This is a genomic window from Aminobacter niigataensis (genome assembly GCF_014200015.1).
In the GTDB taxonomy this organism is placed as follows: Bacteria; Pseudomonadota; Alphaproteobacteria; order Rhizobiales; family Rhizobiaceae; genus Aminobacter; species Aminobacter niigataensis.
The window spans coordinates 225,894-243,959 of the sequence record NZ_JACHOT010000007.1; the positions used below are offsets into that span (position 1 = coordinate 225,894).

The 18,066-nt window shown below is 64.2% G+C and carries 16 protein-coding genes; 12 read left to right on the plus strand and 4 right to left on the minus strand.

Annotated elements, in window-relative coordinates; translation table 11 throughout:
• The first annotated feature begins 676 nt into the window (after positions 1–676).
• The 7 genes from dnaA to GGQ99_RS21865 all read left to right on the plus strand — a co-directional run bounded on the left by dnaA (position 677) and on the right by GGQ99_RS21865 (position 7,699).
• Positions 677–2,209, plus strand: a complete 1,533-nt coding sequence (gene dnaA / locus GGQ99_RS21835; RefSeq protein ID WP_108605380.1) for a chromosomal replication initiator protein DnaA — start codon at positions 677–679, stop codon at positions 2,207–2,209.
• 202 nt (positions 2,210–2,411) lie between these two features.
• The gene (gene dnaN / locus GGQ99_RS21840) at positions 2,412–3,530 is read left to right on the plus strand and encodes a DNA polymerase III subunit beta (protein ID WP_183264161.1); all 1,119 of its coding nucleotides are present in this window, start codon (positions 2,412–2,414) and stop codon (positions 3,528–3,530) included.
• A 13-nt stretch (positions 3,531–3,543) separates the two neighbouring features.
• Positions 3,544–4,734: a DNA replication/repair protein RecF gene (recF, locus tag GGQ99_RS21845; RefSeq protein WP_183264162.1), complete on the plus strand. Its 1,191-nt coding sequence runs from the start codon at positions 3,544–3,546 to the stop codon at positions 4,732–4,734.
• 52 nt (positions 4,735–4,786) lie between these two features.
• Positions 4,787–5,545 (plus strand): molybdopterin-synthase adenylyltransferase MoeB, encoded by a 759-nt coding sequence (locus GGQ99_RS21850; protein WP_108605383.1) that lies wholly within the window; start codon positions 4,787–4,789, stop codon positions 5,543–5,545.
• Between the two features lie 2 nt (positions 5,546–5,547).
• Complete coding sequence (locus tag GGQ99_RS21855; RefSeq protein WP_183264163.1) at positions 5,548–6,027, plus strand: GNAT family N-acetyltransferase; 480 nt, start codon at positions 5,548–5,550, stop codon at positions 6,025–6,027.
• Positions 6,024–7,277, plus strand: a complete 1,254-nt coding sequence (locus tag GGQ99_RS21860) for an aconitase X (RefSeq protein WP_183264164.1) — start codon at positions 6,024–6,026, stop codon at positions 7,275–7,277. The genes GGQ99_RS21855 and GGQ99_RS21860 overlap by 4 nt, the downstream gene beginning before the upstream one ends.
• Complete coding sequence (locus GGQ99_RS21865; RefSeq protein WP_183264165.1) at positions 7,274–7,699, plus strand: aconitase X swivel domain-containing protein; 426 nt, start codon at positions 7,274–7,276, stop codon at positions 7,697–7,699. The genes GGQ99_RS21860 and GGQ99_RS21865 overlap by 4 nt, the downstream gene beginning before the upstream one ends.
• A gap of 60 nt (positions 7,700–7,759) precedes the next feature.
• Here the strand turns inward: GGQ99_RS21865 and GGQ99_RS21870 are convergent, their stop codons facing one another.
• Entirely contained in the window at positions 7,760–8,761 is a 1,002-nt protein-coding gene (locus GGQ99_RS21870) for a 2-hydroxyacid dehydrogenase (protein ID WP_108605387.1), read from the minus strand.
• A 160-nt stretch (positions 8,762–8,921) separates the two neighbouring features.
• Between GGQ99_RS21870 and GGQ99_RS21875 the strand changes: the two genes are divergently transcribed.
• Entirely contained in the window at positions 8,922–9,479 is a 558-nt protein-coding gene (locus tag GGQ99_RS21875) for an SH3 domain-containing protein (RefSeq protein ID WP_108605388.1), read from the plus strand.
• Positions 9,480–9,516: 37 nt separating this feature from the next.
• Here GGQ99_RS21875 and irrA read toward each other — a convergent pair whose 3' ends face one another.
• Positions 9,517–9,942: an iron response transcriptional regulator IrrA gene (gene irrA, locus GGQ99_RS21880; RefSeq protein WP_183264166.1), complete on the minus strand. Its 426-nt coding sequence runs from the start codon at positions 9,940–9,942 to the stop codon at positions 9,517–9,519.
• 251 nt (positions 9,943–10,193) lie between these two features.
• On the opposite strand from irrA, the gene fabA reads away from it, so the two are divergent.
• From fabA to GGQ99_RS21900, 4 genes are all read left to right on the plus strand, one after another.
• A complete protein-coding gene (gene fabA / locus GGQ99_RS21885) occupies positions 10,194–10,715 on the plus strand; it encodes a 3-hydroxyacyl-[acyl-carrier-protein] dehydratase FabA (protein ID WP_108605390.1) in 522 nt (173 codons plus the stop codon).
• A 30-nt stretch (positions 10,716–10,745) separates the two neighbouring features.
• A complete protein-coding gene (gene fabB / locus GGQ99_RS21890; protein WP_183264167.1) occupies positions 10,746–11,969 on the plus strand; it encodes a beta-ketoacyl-ACP synthase I in 1,224 nt (407 codons plus the stop codon).
• Positions 11,970–11,979: 10 nt separating this feature from the next.
• Entirely contained in the window at positions 11,980–12,792 is an 813-nt protein-coding gene (fabI, locus tag GGQ99_RS21895) for an enoyl-ACP reductase FabI (protein WP_183264168.1), read from the plus strand.
• Between the two features lie 191 nt (positions 12,793–12,983).
• Positions 12,984–14,522 carry a putative bifunctional diguanylate cyclase/phosphodiesterase gene (locus GGQ99_RS21900; protein ID WP_183264169.1) on the plus strand — a complete coding sequence of 513 codons (1,539 nt, stop codon included), beginning with the start codon at positions 12,984–12,986 and terminating at the stop codon, positions 14,520–14,522.
• A 10-nt stretch (positions 14,523–14,532) separates the two neighbouring features.
• On the opposite strand, the gene GGQ99_RS21905 is transcribed toward GGQ99_RS21900, so the two are convergent.
• Positions 14,533–15,546, minus strand: coding sequence for a class I SAM-dependent methyltransferase (locus GGQ99_RS21905; protein WP_108605394.1), 1,014 nt, complete (start codon positions 15,544–15,546; stop codon positions 14,533–14,535).
• A gap of 243 nt (positions 15,547–15,789) precedes the next feature.
• Entirely contained in the window at positions 15,790–17,937 is a 2,148-nt protein-coding gene (pnp, locus tag GGQ99_RS21910; protein ID WP_108605395.1) for a polyribonucleotide nucleotidyltransferase, read from the minus strand.
• Positions 17,938–18,066: the final 129 nt, after the last annotated feature.

Below are 18,066 nucleotides of genomic sequence, written 5' to 3' on the forward strand. Positions count from 1 at the left end.
ACAACTGCAGCAAGCGGCCTCCCCCGCAGACTCACCCTGGCAGAAATTCTCCTGTAAATTCATAGAGTTGTGAACGGTCATCCACAGCTTGTTCACGTCACCCACGGGGCTTGGGGGACAAGTTGGTGTCAAGCGGATTCTTTTATAATTTTTTCCAGCAGGGCCCGGTTTTTTTCGATCCCCGGAAAAGGGTTTGAATCACAAAGGCTTTGGCCGCGCGAGGGACACAAACGGGCTTTGAATCCGGGCGGGGGCTAAGCAGATTCATTAAAAACGCGTTAGACTCGGCCTTGCCCTGTCCACAGCGATTTTTGTAAGGTCTTTTCATCGAAGGGACGGGCACCAAGCCCTCTGCCAAGCCTAAAAATCGGCGGCGTTCTCGGCGTGGATGGAATCCGCGATCGGGGGAGGCGTGCTCACTTCGAGCTATACTTGGGGCGTGTGGGGATACACGGCATGGTGACTTTGCAATGCACCGGCGATTTCGCCGGAGGGCTACGCATTTGCCTGGTGCTGCTGCCCCCGCAGCACCAGCCTTCCGAAAGCGCCTGACGGCGCCGAGGAAGGCGATACGGGGCCTCGCCGGAAACGGCAGCATCCCGAATGAACATACCGGTGGAGATGCGAGCGGCGCATCCCCATACGGCAACGAGGACCGAAGGTTAGGGATTGCGACATGCAAAGCGGCATCGAAAGGGAAGCAAATGCGGGCTTTCTTTTTACCGGCGAACTGATCGAGGGGAACGAAGTGGCAGCAACCAGCGCCGCAGAGAAGAATTTTGACCGGGTCAAGACGCAGCTGCAGGTTCGCCTGGGCAGCGAAGTATTCTCGAGTTGGTTCGGCCGCATGAAGCTTGCCGAGACTTCGAAGGGCGTGGTGCGCCTTTCGGTGCCGACGGCCTTCCTGCGTTCCTGGATCAACAGCCACTATCTGGATCTGATTTCCGAGCTTTGGCGGCAGGAAGAACCCGAGCTCCTGAAGCTCGAAATCATCATCCGCACGGCCACCCGCCAGATGCGTCCCGGCGTCGAAGCCGAGGCCGCAGCACTGCGCAAGCCGGTGCGCCAGGCTCAGACGGCCCTGGCCACCAGCACCGTGGCTGCCGGACGCACCGAACGCCCCGCCCCTGCCCGCAACGGCACGGCGGATGCGGAGTTCAAGCAGAGCGTTCTCGGCTCGCCGCTCGACCCGCGCTACACGTTCCAGTCCTTCGTCGAAGGCCCGTCCAATCGCGTGGCGCTGGCCGCCGCCCGTGCGGTTGCGGAATCGAACTCGCGCTTCAACCCGCTGTTCCTCCACGCCACCGTCGGTCTCGGCAAGACGCACCTGCTCCAGGCGATCGCCGCGGAGTCGCTGCGCCAGAACCCGAAGTCGCGTGTCGTCTACCTGACGGCCGAATACTTCATGTGGCGTTTTGCGACCGCGATCCGCGACAACAACGCGCTGACGCTCAAGGAACAGCTGCGCGACATCGACCTGCTGATCATCGACGACATGCAGTTCCTGCAGGGCAAGTCGATCCAGCACGAGTTCTGCCATCTCATCAACATGCTGCTCGACTCGGCCAAGCAGGTCGTGGTGGCAGCCGACCGCCCGCCGGCAGAACTGGAATCGCTCGAACCCCGCGTCCGCTCACGCCTCAATGGCGGCGTGGCGCTCGAAATGTCGGCGCCGGACTTCGGCATGCGCCTGGGCATGCTCAAGATGCGCTTTGCCGGCGCCAAGAACGAAGACCCGAACCTTGCCATCGACGAGGAGATCCTCGCCCATGTCGCCCGCACGGTCACCGGCAGCGGCCGCGAACTGGAAGGCGCCTTCAACCAGTTGATCTTCCGCCAGTCGTTCGAACCGCAGCTGTCGATCGAGCGGATCGACGAGATCCTCGGCCATATCTATCGCTCGGGCGAGCCCAAGCGCGTGCGTATCGAAGACATCCAGCGCGTCGTCGCGCGCCACTACAACGTGTCGAAGACGGAGCTCCTTTCGAACCGCCGCACCCGCACCATCGTCAAGCCGCGCCAGATCGCCATGTATCTGTCGAAGGTGATGACGCCGCGCTCGCTGCCCGAGATCGGCAGGCGCTTCGGCGGCCGCGACCACACAACCGTGCTGCACGCCGTGCGCAAGATCGAGGACCTCTCGGGCGGCGACAACACGCTGGCGCAGGAACTCGAGCTGCTGAGAAGGCTGATCAACGACCAGGCCTGACGGCTCGGTGGCGGCGGCGACCGATCGACGTCCGCCACTTATCCCCAGAACGCCCGCGCAACCGCCCTGGAATGGCTGCGCGGGCTTGCCTTTCCATAGTTTTTACTGTCAGACTCGGCGCAATTCCGATCGTGTTGCGGGCTTTCCCGGGCGCATTCGAGCCCGTGAGCCCGCACCTTCAAATAAGCGAGCCTGTTTCGTCATGCGTGTTATCCTGGAACGCTCCAACCTGTTGAAGTCGCTGAACCACGTGCACCGCGTGGTGGAGCGGCGAAACACGATCCCGATTCTTTCCAACGTGCTGCTCCAGGCCAACGGCGCAAGCCTCGAACTCAAGGCCACTGACCTCGACCTTGAGATCTCTGAAGCTACGCCGGCAAATATCGAGCAAGGCGGCGCGACCACCGTACCCGCCCACCTGCTCTACGACATCGTGCGCAAGCTGCCCGACGGCGCCGAAGTGATGCTGAGGACCGACGAAGACGGCAACGCCATGTCGGTGGTGTCGGGCCGTTCGAGCTTCCGGCTGCAGTGCCTGCCGCAGTCGGACTTCCCGGAGCTTTCGGCCGGCACCTTCTCGCATATCTTCCGGCTCGACGCCCAGGCGCTGAAGGGCCTGATCGACAAGACGCAATTTGCCATCTCGACCGAAGAGACGCGCTACTACCTCAACGGCATTTACCTTCACACGCATGAGAGCGGCGGCAAGCTGATGCTGCGTGCGGTTGCCACCGACGGCCACCGCCTCGCCCGTGCGGAGGTCGAGGCGCCGGCCGGATCGGAAGGCATGCCGGGCATCATCATCCCGCGCAAGACGGTCAGCGAGTTGCAGAAGCTGATGGACACGCCCGACGTGGCGGTGACGACCGAGCTTTCCGATACCAAGATCCGCCTGACCATCGGCGGCGTGATCCTGACCTCGAAGCTGATCGACGGTACCTTCCCCGACTACCAGCGCGTCATTCCGAGCGGCAACGACAAGCAGCTGATCATCGACCGGCAGAGCTTTGCCGCGGCCGTCGACCGCGTCTCGACGATCTCGTCCGAGCGCGGCCGCGCGGTGAAGCTGACGATCGCCGACGGCCAGGTGACACTTGCCGTCAACAACCCCGATTCGGGCAGCGCGACCGAAGAACTCGCCGCCGACTACTCGTCGGACCCGATCGAGATCGGCTTCAACGCCAAGTACCTGCTCGACGTCGCCGCCCAGCTCTCGGGCAGCGAAGCGCGCTTCATGCTGGCCGATGCCGGCTCCCCCACGCTCATCCACGACACAGCCGACGAGAACGCTCTCTACGTGCTGATGCCGATGCGCGTGTAGCGCCCCGACGCCCGTGCCAGACCAGGAACCGGGGGGCGAGCGAAAACGCACCCCCTCGACGCATATCCGTAAGCTCACGCTTACGGACTTCCGCAACTATGCCTCGCTTGCGCTCGACCTCAGGCCCGGTGCCGTGGTGTTCACCGGCGACAACGGCGCCGGCAAGACCAACCTGCTCGAAGCGATTTCGTTTCTGACGCCTGGGCGCGGGCTGCGCCGTGCGCCCTATCCTGACGTGGCGCGCGAAGGCAGTGCCGGCGGCTTTGCCGTGCATGCCGGCATCGAAGGATCGTTCGGCGATGTCGAGATCGGCACAGGCACCGCACCGGAAGCCGCCAACGAAGCTGGCCGGCGCGTTCGCATCAACGGCGCCAATGCAAAGTCGGCCGACGAGATGCTCGACTGGCTGCGCGTGGTCTGGCTGACGCCGTCGATGGACGCGCTGTTCACCGGGCCGACCGGCGACCGCAGGCGCTTCCTCGACCGGCTGGTGCTGGCCATCGACCCGGCACACGGTCAGCGCGCGCTCGACTACGAAAAGGCGATGCGCGGCCGCAACCGGCTGCTTTCAGAGGACCGCCGCGACACCGCCTGGTTCGATGCGATCGAGATCCAGATGGCCGAGACCGGTGCGGCTATCGCCGCCGCCCGCGTCGAGATGGTGCGGCTGCTTACCGCCATGATCGGCCGCATGCCCGAGACCGGTCCCTTTCCGCAAGCCGAGCTGGCGCTTTCCGGAACGCTGGAGGAAAGCATCGGCAACATGCCGGCGGTGGAACTGGAAGAGCGCTTCCGCCAGGCGCTCGCCAGCGGCCGCGACCGCGACCGTGCGGCGGGGCGCACGCTGGAAGGCCCACATCGCTCCGACCTCCTGGTCCGCCATCGGCCGAAATCGATGCCGGCCGAACTGTGCTCGACCGGCGAGCAGAAGGCACTGCTGGTCGGCATCGTCATCTCGCATGCGCGCCTGACCGGCGAGATGGCGGGCGCCGCCCCCATCCTGCTGCTCGACGAGATCGCCGCCCATCTCGACGCCGGACGCCGCGCGGCGCTGTTCGAAATTCTCGAGGAGCTCAACTGCCAGGCCTTTATGACCGGCACCGAAGCCAGCCTGTTTTCGAGCCTTGCTGGGCGGGCGCAGTTCCTGACCGTCGACCACGGCAGCGTTCGAGCGACAGTCGCTCCGGACGGCATGGACCTATAGATCGCGCCGCTACCGGACTGACAAGCAGAACTCGCGGCGATATGGTTGCGTCATGAACCAGTCGGCCCCGCTCTCTTCAGAAGAACTCGAACGCTACGCCCGCCACATCGTGCTGCCGGAGATCGGCGGCCCGGGCCAGCAGAAGCTGAAGCGCGCCCGCGTGCTGGTGATCGGCGCCGGCGGGCTCGGCGCGCCGGTTCTTGAATATCTGGCGGCGGCAGGCGTCGGCACGCTCGGCATCGTCGACGACGATCATGTCTCGTTGTCCAACCTGCAGCGCCAGGTGATCCACGACACCCAGTCGATCGGCATCTCCAAGGCCGAAAGCGCAAGGACCGCGATCCTGCGCATCAACCCGCATGTGACGGTCGAACTGCACAAGCTCAGGCTGACGCCCGACAATGCGGCGGATCTGATCGCCGGCTATGACATGGTCATCGACGGTTCCGACAATTTCGAGACACGCTACGCCGTGGCCGACGCCAGCGCCGAAGTGAAACGGCCGCTGGTGCATGCCGCGGTCGGTCGTTTCGACGGCTCGATCACCGTGCTGAAGCCGTTCGAGTCCGGCGCCGACGGACGCCGAAACCCCTCGTACCGCGACCTGTTTCCCGAACCGCCGCCGGCGGGACTTGTGCCCTCCTGCGCGGTGGCAGGCGTGCTCGGCGCGCTGACAGGCGTCATCGGCACGCTGCAGGCAATGGAGGCGATCAAGCTGATCACCGGCATCGGCGAACCGCTGGTCGGCCGCCTGCTGCTCTACGATGCGCTCGGCGCCCGGTTCGACACGGTCCGCTACAAGGCGCCCTGACGATGACCGGCCTGATCGTCACCCGCCTCCCCGAGGATTTTTCGGCCTGGGCCGAATTGCACGACCTGATCATGCGGTCCTTCGCCTACATGGACGGTGTCATCGACCCGCCGTCCTCGGCGCATCGGCTGACGCCGGCCAACCTTCGCGACAAGGCCAGAAACGAGATCTGTTTCATCGCCACGCTGGACGGCAGGCTCGCCGGCTGCATCTTCGCCGCCGAGCGCGCCGACGCCTTTTATGTCGGCAAGCTGGCGGTCGATGACAGTGCCCGCGGGATGGGCATCGGCCGGGCGCTGATGCAGGCGGCCGAACACCATGCCGTCGCGCAAGGCAAACCCACACTCGAACTGCAGACCCGAATCGAGCTCGAAGCCAATCACGCGACCTTCGAACGGATGGGTTTCGTCGAATTCGAGCGCACGGCACACGAAGGTTACGGCCGCCCGACCTCGATCACCTACCGAAAGACGCTCAATTGAGCCTTAAACTCACAGCCGACGAGCGGCGAATCGCCAATGGCACCGATGGTGCGGCGATGGCGATGCGCATCGTCGCCGAAAGTGCCGCCCTGCTCGGCGCCCCCAGGCTGCTCCCGATCGCATCGGCGCATATCGACGGCGCGCTCTACCATGGCGATTCGGGCACGCTGTTCGCAGAAAGACTGGTCGAAGGCGGCGCGCGGGTAGCGGTGCGTTCGACGCTCAATGTCGGCGCGCTCGACCTCATGGGCTGCGCGCGCGTGCGCCTCGAAGAGCCGCAACGCTCGATGGCGCGGCGGATGATGGAGGCCTACCGCAAGCTCGGCTGCGAACAGAGCTGGACCTGCGCTCCCTATCAGGCCGGCCACCGGCCCACTCTGGGCACCGATGTCGCCTGGGGCGAATCGAACGCGGTGGTATTCTGCAATTCGGTCCTCGGCGCGCGCACCAACCGCTACGGCGATTTCCTCGACATCGCCTGCGCCATATCGGGCCGGGCGCCCGACTATGGCCTGCACCGGCCGGAAAATCGCCTGGCCAGGCTGGTGTTCGACGTCTCCGCCCTGCCCCGGGCCTTCATGGCTTCCGAGATCGCCTGGCCGGTGCTGGGCAGCCTTTATGGCCGCGAGGTCGGCGACGCCATCGGCGTGGTCGCAGGCGTTGCGCGCGATCCCGGCGAGGACGCGCTCAAGGCATTCGGTGCCGCCGCGGCCTCGTCGGGCGCGGTCGGGCTGTTTCATATCGCAAGCGTGACGCCGGAAGCACCCGATGCCGAGACGGCGCTGGGCGACGTGGAGGCCGAAACTGTGATCCGCGTCACGCCGGACATGGTCGCCGAGGCGCAGGCGCGCTTGTCGACCGCTGAAAGCACCGACCGAATCGACGCCGTCGCCATCGGCAGCCCGCATTTGTCGCTGGCGGAATTCGACGCGCTGGAGCGGCTGATATCAGGGCGGCGACTCACAGTGCCGATCCACGCCTGCACCGGCCGGCATGTTCTTGGCGAACTCGACCGCGACGGCAGGCGCAAGGCGCTGGAAGACCTGGGCGTGGTCATCGTCGCTGATACCTGCGTGGTCGTGACGCCGATCCTGCCCGACCGGTCGGGCGGCGTGCTGATGACCAATTCCGGCAAGTTCGCCCACTATGCGCCCGGCAATACCGGTTATGCCGTGCTTTATGGCTCGCTCGCCGATTGCGTCGAGAGCGCCGTCGCCGGCAGGCCGCGGTTTGCGGAGATCGGACGATGAGCCAGGCCGCAATCCTGGTACCAGGCCAGGCGGGCGAAGGCCCGGCACTGATCCTGTCGGCGCCGATCAGCTTCTGGGGTGGGGTCGATCCGAAATCCGGACGCATTGCCGACGTGCGCCATCCTGAATGCGGAGAGAGCATCGCCGGCAAAGTGCTGTTCCTGCCCGGCACCATCGGCTCGTCGTCGGCGTCGGCGGTGCTGATGGAATTGGTGCATGCCGGCCATGCGCCGACGGCGCTGGTGCTGCACGAGCCCGACGCCATCCTGCTGCTCGGGCTGATCGTGGCGCGCGAGATGGGCTGGATGACCCCGGTGGCGGTGAAGTTGCCGCGCGACGCGTTCAGCGCCTTCGAAGGCCAGCAAGTGCGGGTCGGGGCTGACGGCGAGGTGACGATTCGGGGTTCGGACCTGACGGACTGAATTCATCAGTGCGTCCTTCGAGCCTCGAAGGACGCAGCGAACGTGCAGCGCCCTCGCTGATCAGGTCCTGAGCGGCAGTACCCTATCCGGCGGGCGATGCCCGTCGACATGGGCACGGATGTTGATGATGACCTTCTCGCCCATGTCGATACGGCCTTCGATGGTGGCCGAGCCCATATGCGGCATCAGCACCACCTTGCCCTTGGCGGCGAGCTTGAGCAGCTTGTGGTTGACCGCCGGCTCATGCTCGAAGACGTCGAGGGCAGCACCGGCAAGCTTGCCATCCTGCAGCATCTTGACCAGTGCATCCTCGTCGATGATGTCGCCACGGGCGATGTTGACGAGGTAGGCGTGCGGCTGCATCAGCGCCAGCCGGCGCCCCGACAGCAGATGGAAGGTCGCCGGCGTCGACGGGCAGTTGATCGAGATGATGTCCATGCGGGCGAGCATCTGGTCGAGGCTTTCCCAGTACGTCGCCTCCAGTTCGTCTTCGACCGACTGCAGCACGCGGTGGCGGTTGTGATAGTGGATCGATAGGCCGAAAGCCTTGGCGCGGCGGGCGACGGCGGTGCCGATGCGGCCCATGCCGACGATGCCGAGACGCTTGCCGCCGATGCGGCGGCCGAGCATCCAGGTCGGCGACCAGCCAGCCCATTTCTTGTCGCCGGTGAGAACGCTCGCGCCCTCGGTCAGGCGGCGCGGCACGGCGAGCATCAGCGCCATCGCCATGTCGGCCGTGTCTTCGGTCAAGACATTCGGCGTGTTGGTGACGGTGATGCCGCGTTTCGCGGCAGCGGTGACATCGATCTTGTCGACGCCATTGCCGAAATTGGCGATCAGCTTGAGATTAGGCCCGGCCTGCTCGATCAGGGCTGCGTCGATGGTGTCAGTGACCGTCGGCACCAGCACGTCGGCCTCCTTGACCGCCGCCACCAGTTCCGGCTGGGTCATCGGTCGGTCGTCGACATTGAGGCGCGCGTCGAACAATTCGCGCATGCGCGTCTCGACCTGGTCGGGCAGCTTGCGCGTAATGACGACGAGAGGCTTTTTTCGACCGGCCATTCTATCCTCGACGAAGATCTCGTTGAGACCTCTTTAACCAAGACCGGCGAAACTGGGAACCGATCACTGAGCGGTAATCTGTGTAACAAGCAGTGCCGCCGAAGACAAAGAAAAAGGGTGCCCGCCAAAAGGACACCAGGTTCAAACAGAGGTTACGGAAGTGTCTGGTTTCGCGTCGCTCCGCCTGGCCGTCAGCGCAGCACTGATCGGCATTGCTTTCGTTTCGCCGAATGCCGGTCTGGTTGGCCCCGCCGTGGCGGCCCAGGACGTCAGGCTCGGCCCGAGCGGGCTGCCGCTGCCGCGATTCGTCAGCCTGAAATCCGGCAAGGTCAATTCGCGCATCGGCCCCGGCGTCAACTATCCGGTCGACTGGCTTTATCTCAAGCCGGGCCTGCCGATGGAAATCATCCAGGAATATGACAACTGGCGCCGCGTGCGCGACTCGGAAGGTGCCGAGGGCTGGATCAACCAGTCGCTGCTGTCGGGCCACCGCACGGCGATGACGGCTCCCTGGCAGCGCGGCAAGCCGGCACAGCTCAACCTGCTGGCCAAACCCGAACAGGGCGCGCGCACCGTCGCCGTCATCGACCCAGGCGTGATCGGCTCGATCAAGCAGTGCAACGGCGAATGGTGCGAGATGACCTTTGCCGGCACGAGCGGCTGGCTCAACCAGTCGCAGGTCTGGGGTGCATATCCCGGCGAAAGCATCGAGAACTGAGTTATCTTCCCGGCTGCCGCAGCCGGGATCGCCGACCTCAGGCCTGGCGCTTGGGCCTGAGCCTCACCACGATATCGACATTGGCGATTTCCATGCCTTCCGGAGGCTCCGGCAGGTTGGTGACCGTGACCGGGCCCGATTCGATATCGAACACGCGGTTTTCGCCTTCGATGAAGAAGTGGTGGTGGTCGGAGGTGTTGGTGTCGAAATAGGTCTTCGAACCTTCGACCGCGAGAATACGCAGCAGCCCGGACTCGGTGAACTGGTGCAGCGCGTTGTAGACGGTCGCCAGCGACACCGGCACGCCGGCGCCCAGCGCCTCTTCGTGCAGCTCCTCCGCCGAGAGATGGCGGTCGCCCTTTGCGAACAGGAGTTCGGCCAACGCGATGCGCTGCCGCGTGGGCCTCAGCCCCGCGTCGCGGACACGCGCTTCCACAGCAATACTGGCCTTGCGGGAATCCACTCGGTTTGCCTCGTCGAAGTTGGCCTTCGCCTCAATAATATCCGCCAGGCGCTCTCAAATCCGAATGGAACGCCGGCAAGCTATGCCTGACATATATTCTGTCGTTCAAATGCGATCAATAGCGCGCATTGACCCAGGCGGACGGGCACGTTAATCGCAAACGCCGGTTTCCGGCTGCAAACAGTCTGTGCTAGTGAGAGCACACAAGAAGGGCGTGGCACCGCCCGAGAACTATTACGGGGAAGGTGTTCATGGCCGATCAGAAATCCAGCTACGGCTACGAAGAATTGCTGGCATGTGCCCGCGGCGAGCTGTTCGGACCCGGCAATGCCCAGTTGCCGGCCCCGCCGATGCTGATGTTCGATCGCATCACCGAGATCAGCGAGACCGGCGGCGAGTTCGATAAGGGCTTCGTCCGCGCCGAATTCGACATCAAGCCGGACCTTTGGTTCTTCCCCTGCCATTTCATCGGCAATCCCATCATGCCGGGCTGCCTCGGCCTCGACGCCATGTGGCAGCTGACCGGCTTCTTCCTCGGCTGGCTCGGCGAGTCCGGCAAGGGCATGGCGCTCTCCACCGGCGAGGTGAAGTTCAAGGGCATGGTCACGCCTTCGGTGAAGAAAGTCGAATACGGCATCGACTTCAAGCGCGTCATGCGCGGCCGCCTGGTGCTCGGCATCGCCGATGGCTGGCTGAAGGCTGACGGCGAACCTATCTACAAGGCTACCGACCTGAAGGTCGGGCTCTCGAAGCAGGAAGCCTCGGCCGTCTGATCGGCCCCATACACTGGACCGGAGATTCTCATGAGACGTGTCGTCGTAACTGGCCTTGGCATCGTATCGTCCATCGGCAACAACGCCTCCGAGGTTCAGGCTTCGCTGCGTGACGCCAAGTCCGGCATCAGCTTTTCCGAATCCTTTGCCGAACATGGCTTCAAGTGCCAGGTCTGGGGCGCGCCGAATCTCGACACGACCGAGCTTGTCGACCGTCGCGCCGCGCGCTTCCTGTCGCAGGGCGGCATGTGGAACCATGTCGCCATGAAGCAGGCGATCGCCGACAGCGGTCTCGAAGAGAACGTCATTTCCGGCAACGAACGCACCGGCATCATCATGGGTTCGGGTGGTCCTTCGACCCGCACCATCGTCGAAGCCGCCGAGATCACTCTGAAGAACAACAGCCCCAAGCGCATTGGGCCATTCGCCGTGCCGAAGGCGATGTCTTCGACAGCATCGGCAACGCTCGCCACCTGGTTCAAGATCCACGGCGTCAATTATTCGATCTCGTCGGCATGCTCGACCTCGGCGCATTGCATCGGCAACGCCGCCGAGATGATCCAGTGGGGCAAGCAGGACGTCATGTTCGCCGGCGGCCACGAGGACCTCGACTGGACCATGTCGAACCTGTTCGACGCCATGGGAGCCATGTCGTCCAAGTACAACGACCGCGCCTCGGTCGCCTCGCGCGCCTATGACGCCAACCGCGACGGCTTCGTCATCGCCGGCGGCGCGGGCGTGCTGGTGCTCGAGGAGCTCGAACACGCAAAGGCGCGCGGCGCAAGGATCTATTGCGAACTGGTCGGCTACGGCGCCACCTCCGATGGCTACGACATGGTCGCGCCGTCGGGCGAAGGCGCCATGCGCTGCATGCGCCAGGCACTGTCGACGGTGAAGGGTCCGGTCGACTACATCAACACCCATGGTACCTCGACGCCGGTGGGCGATTCGAAGGAAATGGGCGCGATCCGCGAAGTCTTTGCAGACAAGCTCCCCAACATCACCTCGACCAAGTCGCTGACCGGCCACTCGCTGGGTGCTGCCGGCGTGCAGGAATCGATCTACTCGATCCTGATGATGCAGGGCGGCTTCATCGGCGAGAGCGCCCATATCGAAGAGCTGGACCCGGAATTCGAAGGCATGCCGATCGTGCGCAAGCGCATCGACAACGCCAAGATCGACACGGTGCTGTCCAATTCCTTCGGCTTCGGCGGCACCAACGCCACGCTCGTTTTCCAGCGCCTCTCCGCATAGGGACACCGACATGGATGGATTGATGAAGGGCAAGCGCGGGCTCATCATGGGCGTCGCGAACGACCACTCCATTGCCTGGGGTATCGCGCAGAAGCTCGCCCAGCACGGCGCCGAGCTTGCCTTCACCTATCAGGGCGAGGCCTTTGGCCGCCGCGTCAAGCCGCTGGCCGAGAAGGTCGGCGCGGAGATCCTGGTGCCCTGCGATGTCGAGGACAGCGCCTCGGTGGCTGCCGCCTTCGACACGCTCAGGGAAAAGTGGGGCGGCATCGACTTCCTGGTCCACGCCATCGGCTTCTCCGACAAGAACGAGCTCAAGGGTCTCTACGCCGACACCACGCGCGAAAATTTCGTGCGCACCATGGTGATCTCGTGCTTTTCGTTCACCGAAGTCGCCAAGCACGCTGCGGCCCTGATGAACGACGGCGGCTCGATGATCACCCTGACCTATGCCGGGTCGGTGCGCGTCATGCCCAACTATAACGTCATGGGCGTCGCCAAGGCAGGCCTCGAGGCCAGTGTCCGGTATCTTGCCAACGACTACGGCCCGCGCGGCATCCGCATCAACGGCATCTCGGCCGGCCCGGTGCGCACGCTGGCAGGTGCTGGCATCTCGGATGCCCGCCACATGTTCTCCTACCAGCAGCGCAACTCGCCGCTGCGGCGTACCGTGACCCTCGACGAGGTTGGCGGTTCGGCGCTGTATCTGCTGTCGGACCTGTCGTCGGGCGTCACCGGCGAGATCCATTACGTTGATTCGGGCTATCACATCGTCTCGATGCCGACGCTCGACGAGCTCAAGCAGATGGACGGTGGCCGCGAGTAGTATCCGGAAATCGGATTCGATTTCCGGCAAATCCCATGTACCTATTCATGCTTTTGCAGCGTCTTTTGCGCTTATGGGAAGACTTGCGGCGGGGTGAAAATTCTTGCCCAAATTAAAATTGTAGACAATCGCCGCAAGCGATCTTAACGAGCGAATCGGTAGTGATGCCACGCAAGTTAGGAAAGTCACGCATGCCTGCCGTCAGGAATCCCCGTCGAAGCCCGCTGTTTCGGCTCGTCACCATCGCCAGTTCGGGGTTGGGCAGTTTCACATTGGGCATGTGGGGGCTGAAGTTCGCCCTTGGCGACAACATCGGCGGCATGCCCACGGAAGTTGCCAGCGCGGTCATCGCCGCGCTTTGCGCGCTCGCTGCGTCGATTGCAGCCATGTCGTTCTTCGCCGGCATCGACGAATCGGCCGATTACGTCTTCAACGAGACCCATTTCGACAAGCTGACCGGGCTTCTGGCCCGTACCGCAATGGTCGGCAAGATCGCCGAGGCGGCGTCGGCCACGGCACGAACCGGCAAGCCGGTGTTCCTCATCGATATCGACATCGACCGCTTCAAGCAGATCAACGATGCCATCGGCTACAGCAACGGTGACGCGCTGATCCGTGCCTTCACCGCAAGGCTCAAGGCGGCGCTGCCGCGCGACGTGGTCGTCGGCCGCATCGGCGCCGGCGAATTCGCCATCCTCTATCCCGACCAGGCCTTGCACGGGTCGCTCGAAGCGCTCATCGACCGCGTCATCCACGATCTCATGCGGCCTTACCCGCTGGCATCGCATCTCCAGTCGGTCAACGTGTCCGTCGGCGTCGTCGCCATGCCCAAGGACGGCTACGATCCGGTGACGCTGCTGCGCCGCTCCAACCTGGCGCTGCAGAACGCGCGGGCCAGCGGCATCGGCGCCTGGACCGTTTTCCAGCCCGAGATGGGCCGCGTCGCAGATCACCGCCAGTGGGTCGAGTCGGAACTGCATGTCGCCTTCGAGCGCGGCGACTTCGACCTTCACTACCAGCCGCAGCTCGACCTGCCGACCGGCCGCGTCGTCGGCTACGAGGCGTTGATCCGCTGGAACCACCCCGAGCGCGGCATGATCGCGCCCAACGAGTTCATCTCGGTCGCCGAAGAAACCGGCATGATCGCCCCGATCGGCGAATGGGTGCTGCGCAAGGCCTGCACCGATGCGCGCCTGCTGCCGGAAGACTGCTTCGTGGCGGTCAACATTTCGCCGGTCCAGTTCATGACCCGCGACTTCGTCGGCATCGTCGAGAAGATCATCAAGGAAACCGGCATCGCGCCCAAGCGGCTCGAACTGGAGCTGACCGAATCGGCGATGATGCAGGACCGCGACCGCGCCGCCCTGATCTTGAAGCAGCTGACGGCGATGGGCATTTCGGTGGCCGTCGACGATTTCGGCACCGGCTACTCTAACCTCGCCTACCTGATCGACTTCTCGTTCCACAAGCTCAAGATCGACCGTTCCTTCGTCAGCCGCATGGAAACCGACAGCAATTCCGGCGCCGTGGTCTCGACCATCGTCGGCCTGTCCAGGGCGCTCGGCGTGCGCACCATTGCCGAGGGCGTCGAGACGGAAAACCAGGCCACCCTGCTCAGGGCGGCTGGCTGCCAGGTGGTGCAGGGCTATTTCTTCGGACGGCCGGCGCCGCTGGTCATTGGTGACGCAGGGCTTGTCGTTCCCGCTGACCGCCCCACCAGCCTGCACTGAAAACGTACGCTCAGCGCTTGGCGGAATAGACCCTGAAGGCGCTGTCGACGGCTATTTCCTGAACCGATGAGAATGTTGCCGCCAGCACGGGCTGGTAGGGCAGATGGCGGTTGGCCACCATGAACAGCCTGCCGCCCGGCTTGAGCGCGGCAGATGCCGCCTTGATCATGCGCTGGCCGATCTCCGGATCGGCATCGCGATCCTGATGGAACGGCGGGTTCATCACCACCAAATCGTAGCGCCGCTCGACCGGTTCCTTGGCGAGATCCTGCCAGTGGAACGCGGGCTGGACAGGGGTATTGGGCACGTTGGCCTTGGCCGCCTCCAGCGCGTCGAAGTCGGCCTCGAACAAGTCGAGCGCCTTGAGTTCCTTGGCGCGCGCGGCCACCTCGGCGGCGACATAACCCCAGCCGGCGCAGAAGTCGGCGACCTTGCCCTTGATGTCGGACGGCAGGTTGTCGGCCAGAAGGCGCGAGCCGGCGTCGACGCGTTCGAACGAGAACATGCCGGGCGCGGTGCGGAAGCGGTCCTCGACCAGTTGCTCGGGATTGTCAGCGCGCAAGGTGGCAGCGGCAGCGTCCGCCTGCGCGGTGCGCCGAAACCATAATGCGGTGCCGTGATACTTGGGCAGATGGTCCTCGATCTCGACCATCGAGCCAAGCCGCTTGCGCAGGCTGGCAATGCCGTCGTCCTTGCCGCCGGCAACAACGATCAGGCCGCCGGCCGCCACGCGCTCGATCGCCTCGGCAATTCGCAATTCGTTGAGGCCGCGATGCCTGCCAGCGAGCACGAGAGCGGTGTCGAAGCCGTCTTCCTCGGCGCGGGCCGTCACATCATGTCCCGCGGCCGCCAAGGCCAGCACGTGGGGTCGAAAGCCCTGAACCAGGGAAAGCTTTGCGTCGAAGCCCTGCGGCGTCCTGAAGCCCGGCTCGGCGCCGATGAACAGCACGCGCGCGCCCTGCCCCGGCATCGCCAGGACGTCGGCCTCGAAGGGATAGAACAGGGTTTTCAGGGCATCGCGCATTCTGGCATCCTAGTCGTGCGTCCTGCGAGGCTCGCCCTCGGCAAGCACCTCAGGATGAGGGTTGGTGGCGCCACCAACCGGAGATGTTGTGGCTTGATGGAACCTGTCATGCTGCCACCGAGCCGCTACCTACCTCATCCTGAGGTGTGAGCGAAGCGAGCCTCGAAAGACGCACAACAAACGAAAACGGGCGCGACCTTACGGCGCGCCCGCTTCTTATCAACTTATCAGGCTATCAGGCTATCAGGCGGCGGATTCTTCGCCTTCAGCCTTCTTGTCGCGAGCAATTTCCTTGCCCGTTTCCTGGTCGACGACCTTCATCGACAGGCGGACCTTGCCGCGCTCGTCGAAGCCCATCAGCTTGACCCAGACCTTGTCGCCTTCCTTGACCACATCCGAGGTCTTGGCAACGCGGTCGTTGGCAAGCTGCGAGATGTGGACGAGGCCGTCGCGCGGGCCAAAGAAGTTGACGAAGGCGCCGAAGTCAGCGGTCTTGACGACCGTGCCTTCGTAGATCTCGCCGACTTCCGGCTCAGCCACGATGGTGTGGATCCACTTCTTGGCCGCTTCGATTTCCTTGGCGTTCGACGAAGCGATCTTGACCGTGCCGTCGTCCTCGATGTTGATCTTGGCGCCGGTCTTTTCGACGATCTCGCGGATGACCTTGCCGCCCGAGCCGATGACTTCACGGATCTTGTCGGTCGGGATGTGCATGACCTCGATGCGCGGAGCGAATTCGCCCAGTTCCGAGCGGCCTTCCGACAGGGCCGTGGCCATTTCGCCGAGGATGTGCAGGCGGCCGTCCTTGGCCTGGCCGAGCGCGATGTTCATGATCTCTTCGGTGATACCGTCGATCTTGATGTCCATCTGCAGCGCGGTGATGCCGTTGGTCGTGCCGGCAACCTTGAAGTCCATGTCGCCGAGGTGATCCTCGTCGCCGAGGATGTCCGACAGGACGGCGAAGCGCTCGCCTTCCTTGATCAGGCCCATGGCGATGCCGGCAACCGGCTTCTGCAGCGGAACGCCCGCATCCATCAGCGCCAGCGAGGTGCCGCAGACGGTGGCCATCGACGACGAGCCGTTGGACTCGGTGATCTCGGAGACGACGCGCAGCGTGTAGGGGAACTGCTCGGCAGCCGGCAGCATCGGGCGGACAGCGCGCCAGGCGAGCTTGCCGTGGCCGATTTCGCGGCGGCCGGGCGAGCCCATGCGGCCGGTTTCGCCAACCGAATAGGGCGGGAAGTTGTAGTGAAGGAGGAACTTCTCCTTGTACATGCCGGTCAGCGCGTCGACATACTGCTCGTCTTCGCCGGTGCCGAGCGTGGCAACGACAAGCGCCTGGGTCTCGCCGCGGGTGAACAGCGACGAACCGTGGGTACGCGGCAGGACGCCGACTTCGGAAACGATCTGGCGGACGGTCTTGAGGTCACGACCATCGATGCGCGAACCGGTGTCGAGGATGTTCCAGCGCACGATCTTGGCCTGGAGTTCCTTGAACACGGTTGCGACCTTGTCGGCCGACCACTTCGGAGCTTCTTCGCCTTCAGCGGCGAAGGCTGCCTTGACCTTGGTCTTGACCGCGTCGACGGCGGTGTAGCGGGCCTGCTTGTCGGTGATCTTGTAGGCGTCGCGCAGTTCGCCTTCGACGATCTTCAGCATCTCGGCTTCAAGCTCGGAATAGTCCGGCGCGGTGAAGTCGCGCGGATCCTTGGCGGCCACTTCGGCCAGCTTGATGATGGCGTCGATGACCGGCTGGAAGCCACGGTGACCGAACATGACGGCACCGAGCATGATGTCTTCGGCCAGTTCCTTGGCTTCCGACTCGACCATCAGCACGGCGGCATCGGTGCCGGCGACAACGAGGTCGAGCTTGGATTCCTGCATCTCGTCGATGTGCGGGTTGAGCACGTATTCGCCGTTGATGTAGCCGACGCGCGCGCCGCCGATCGGGCCCATGAAAGGCACGCCCGAGAGCGTCAAGGCAGCCGAGGTGGCAACGATCGACAGGATATCAGGATCGTTTTCGAGGTCGTGCTGGACAACCGTGATGACGACCTGGGTGTCGTTCTTGTAGCCGGCGGCGAAGAGCGGACGGATCGGGCGGTCGATCAGGCGGGAGACCAGCGTCTCCTTTTCGCTCGGACGGCCTTCACGCTTGAAATAGCCGCCGGGGATCTTGCCGGCTGCGTAGGTCTTTTCCTGGTAGTTGACGGTCAGCGGGAAGAAGTCGAAGCCGGGCTTCGGCTCCTTGGCCGAAACGACCGTCGCGAGAACGACGGTCTCGCCGTAGGTGGCGAGAACGGCGGCGTCAGCCTGACGCGCGATCTTGCCGGTCTCGAGGATGAGCGGACGGCCGGCCCACTCGATTTCGACTTTGTGGTGTTTGAACATATCTTGTCCTTCGTAGCGGGAGTGGCAACGCCGCTCGGCGGCGCGCCCATTCCCTGGCTTGTTAGGCACGGGATCCGGGAAAACCACAGGGCCTTCCTGATCATGTGCCTGGCTTCAGTTTGGCCAGCC

Excerpts from the sequence above, each read along its gene's own strand:
- dnaA (WP_108605380.1), top strand. The coding sequence starts at position 677 with ATGCAAAGCGGCATCGAAAGGGAAGCAAATGCGGGCTTTCTTTTTACC.
- dnaN (WP_183264161.1), top strand. The coding sequence starts at position 2,412 with ATGCGTGTTATCCTGGAACGCTCCAACCTGTTGAAGTCGCTGAACCAC.
- GGQ99_RS21850 (WP_108605383.1), top strand. The coding sequence starts at position 4,787 with ATGAACCAGTCGGCCCCGCTCTCTTCAGAAGAACTCGAACGCTACGCC.
- GGQ99_RS21855 (WP_183264163.1), top strand. The coding sequence starts at position 5,548 with ATGACCGGCCTGATCGTCACCCGCCTCCCCGAGGATTTTTCGGCCTGG.
- GGQ99_RS21865 (WP_183264165.1), top strand. The coding sequence starts at position 7,274 with ATGAGCCAGGCCGCAATCCTGGTACCAGGCCAGGCGGGCGAAGGCCCG.
- GGQ99_RS21870 (WP_108605387.1), bottom strand. The coding sequence starts at position 8,761 with ATGGCCGGTCGAAAAAAGCCTCTCGTCGTCATTACGCGCAAGCTGCCC.
- fabA (WP_108605390.1), top strand. The coding sequence starts at position 10,194 with ATGGCCGATCAGAAATCCAGCTACGGCTACGAAGAATTGCTGGCATGT.
- fabB (WP_183264167.1), top strand. The coding sequence starts at position 10,746 with ATGAGACGTGTCGTCGTAACTGGCCTTGGCATCGTATCGTCCATCGGC.
- fabI (WP_183264168.1), top strand. The coding sequence starts at position 11,980 with ATGGATGGATTGATGAAGGGCAAGCGCGGGCTCATCATGGGCGTCGCG.
- GGQ99_RS21900 (WP_183264169.1), top strand. The coding sequence starts at position 12,984 with ATGCCTGCCGTCAGGAATCCCCGTCGAAGCCCGCTGTTTCGGCTCGTC.
- GGQ99_RS21905 (WP_108605394.1), bottom strand. The coding sequence starts at position 15,546 with ATGCGCGATGCCCTGAAAACCCTGTTCTATCCCTTCGAGGCCGACGTC.
- pnp (WP_108605395.1), bottom strand. The coding sequence starts at position 17,937 with ATGTTCAAACACCACAAAGTCGAAATCGAGTGGGCCGGCCGTCCGCTC.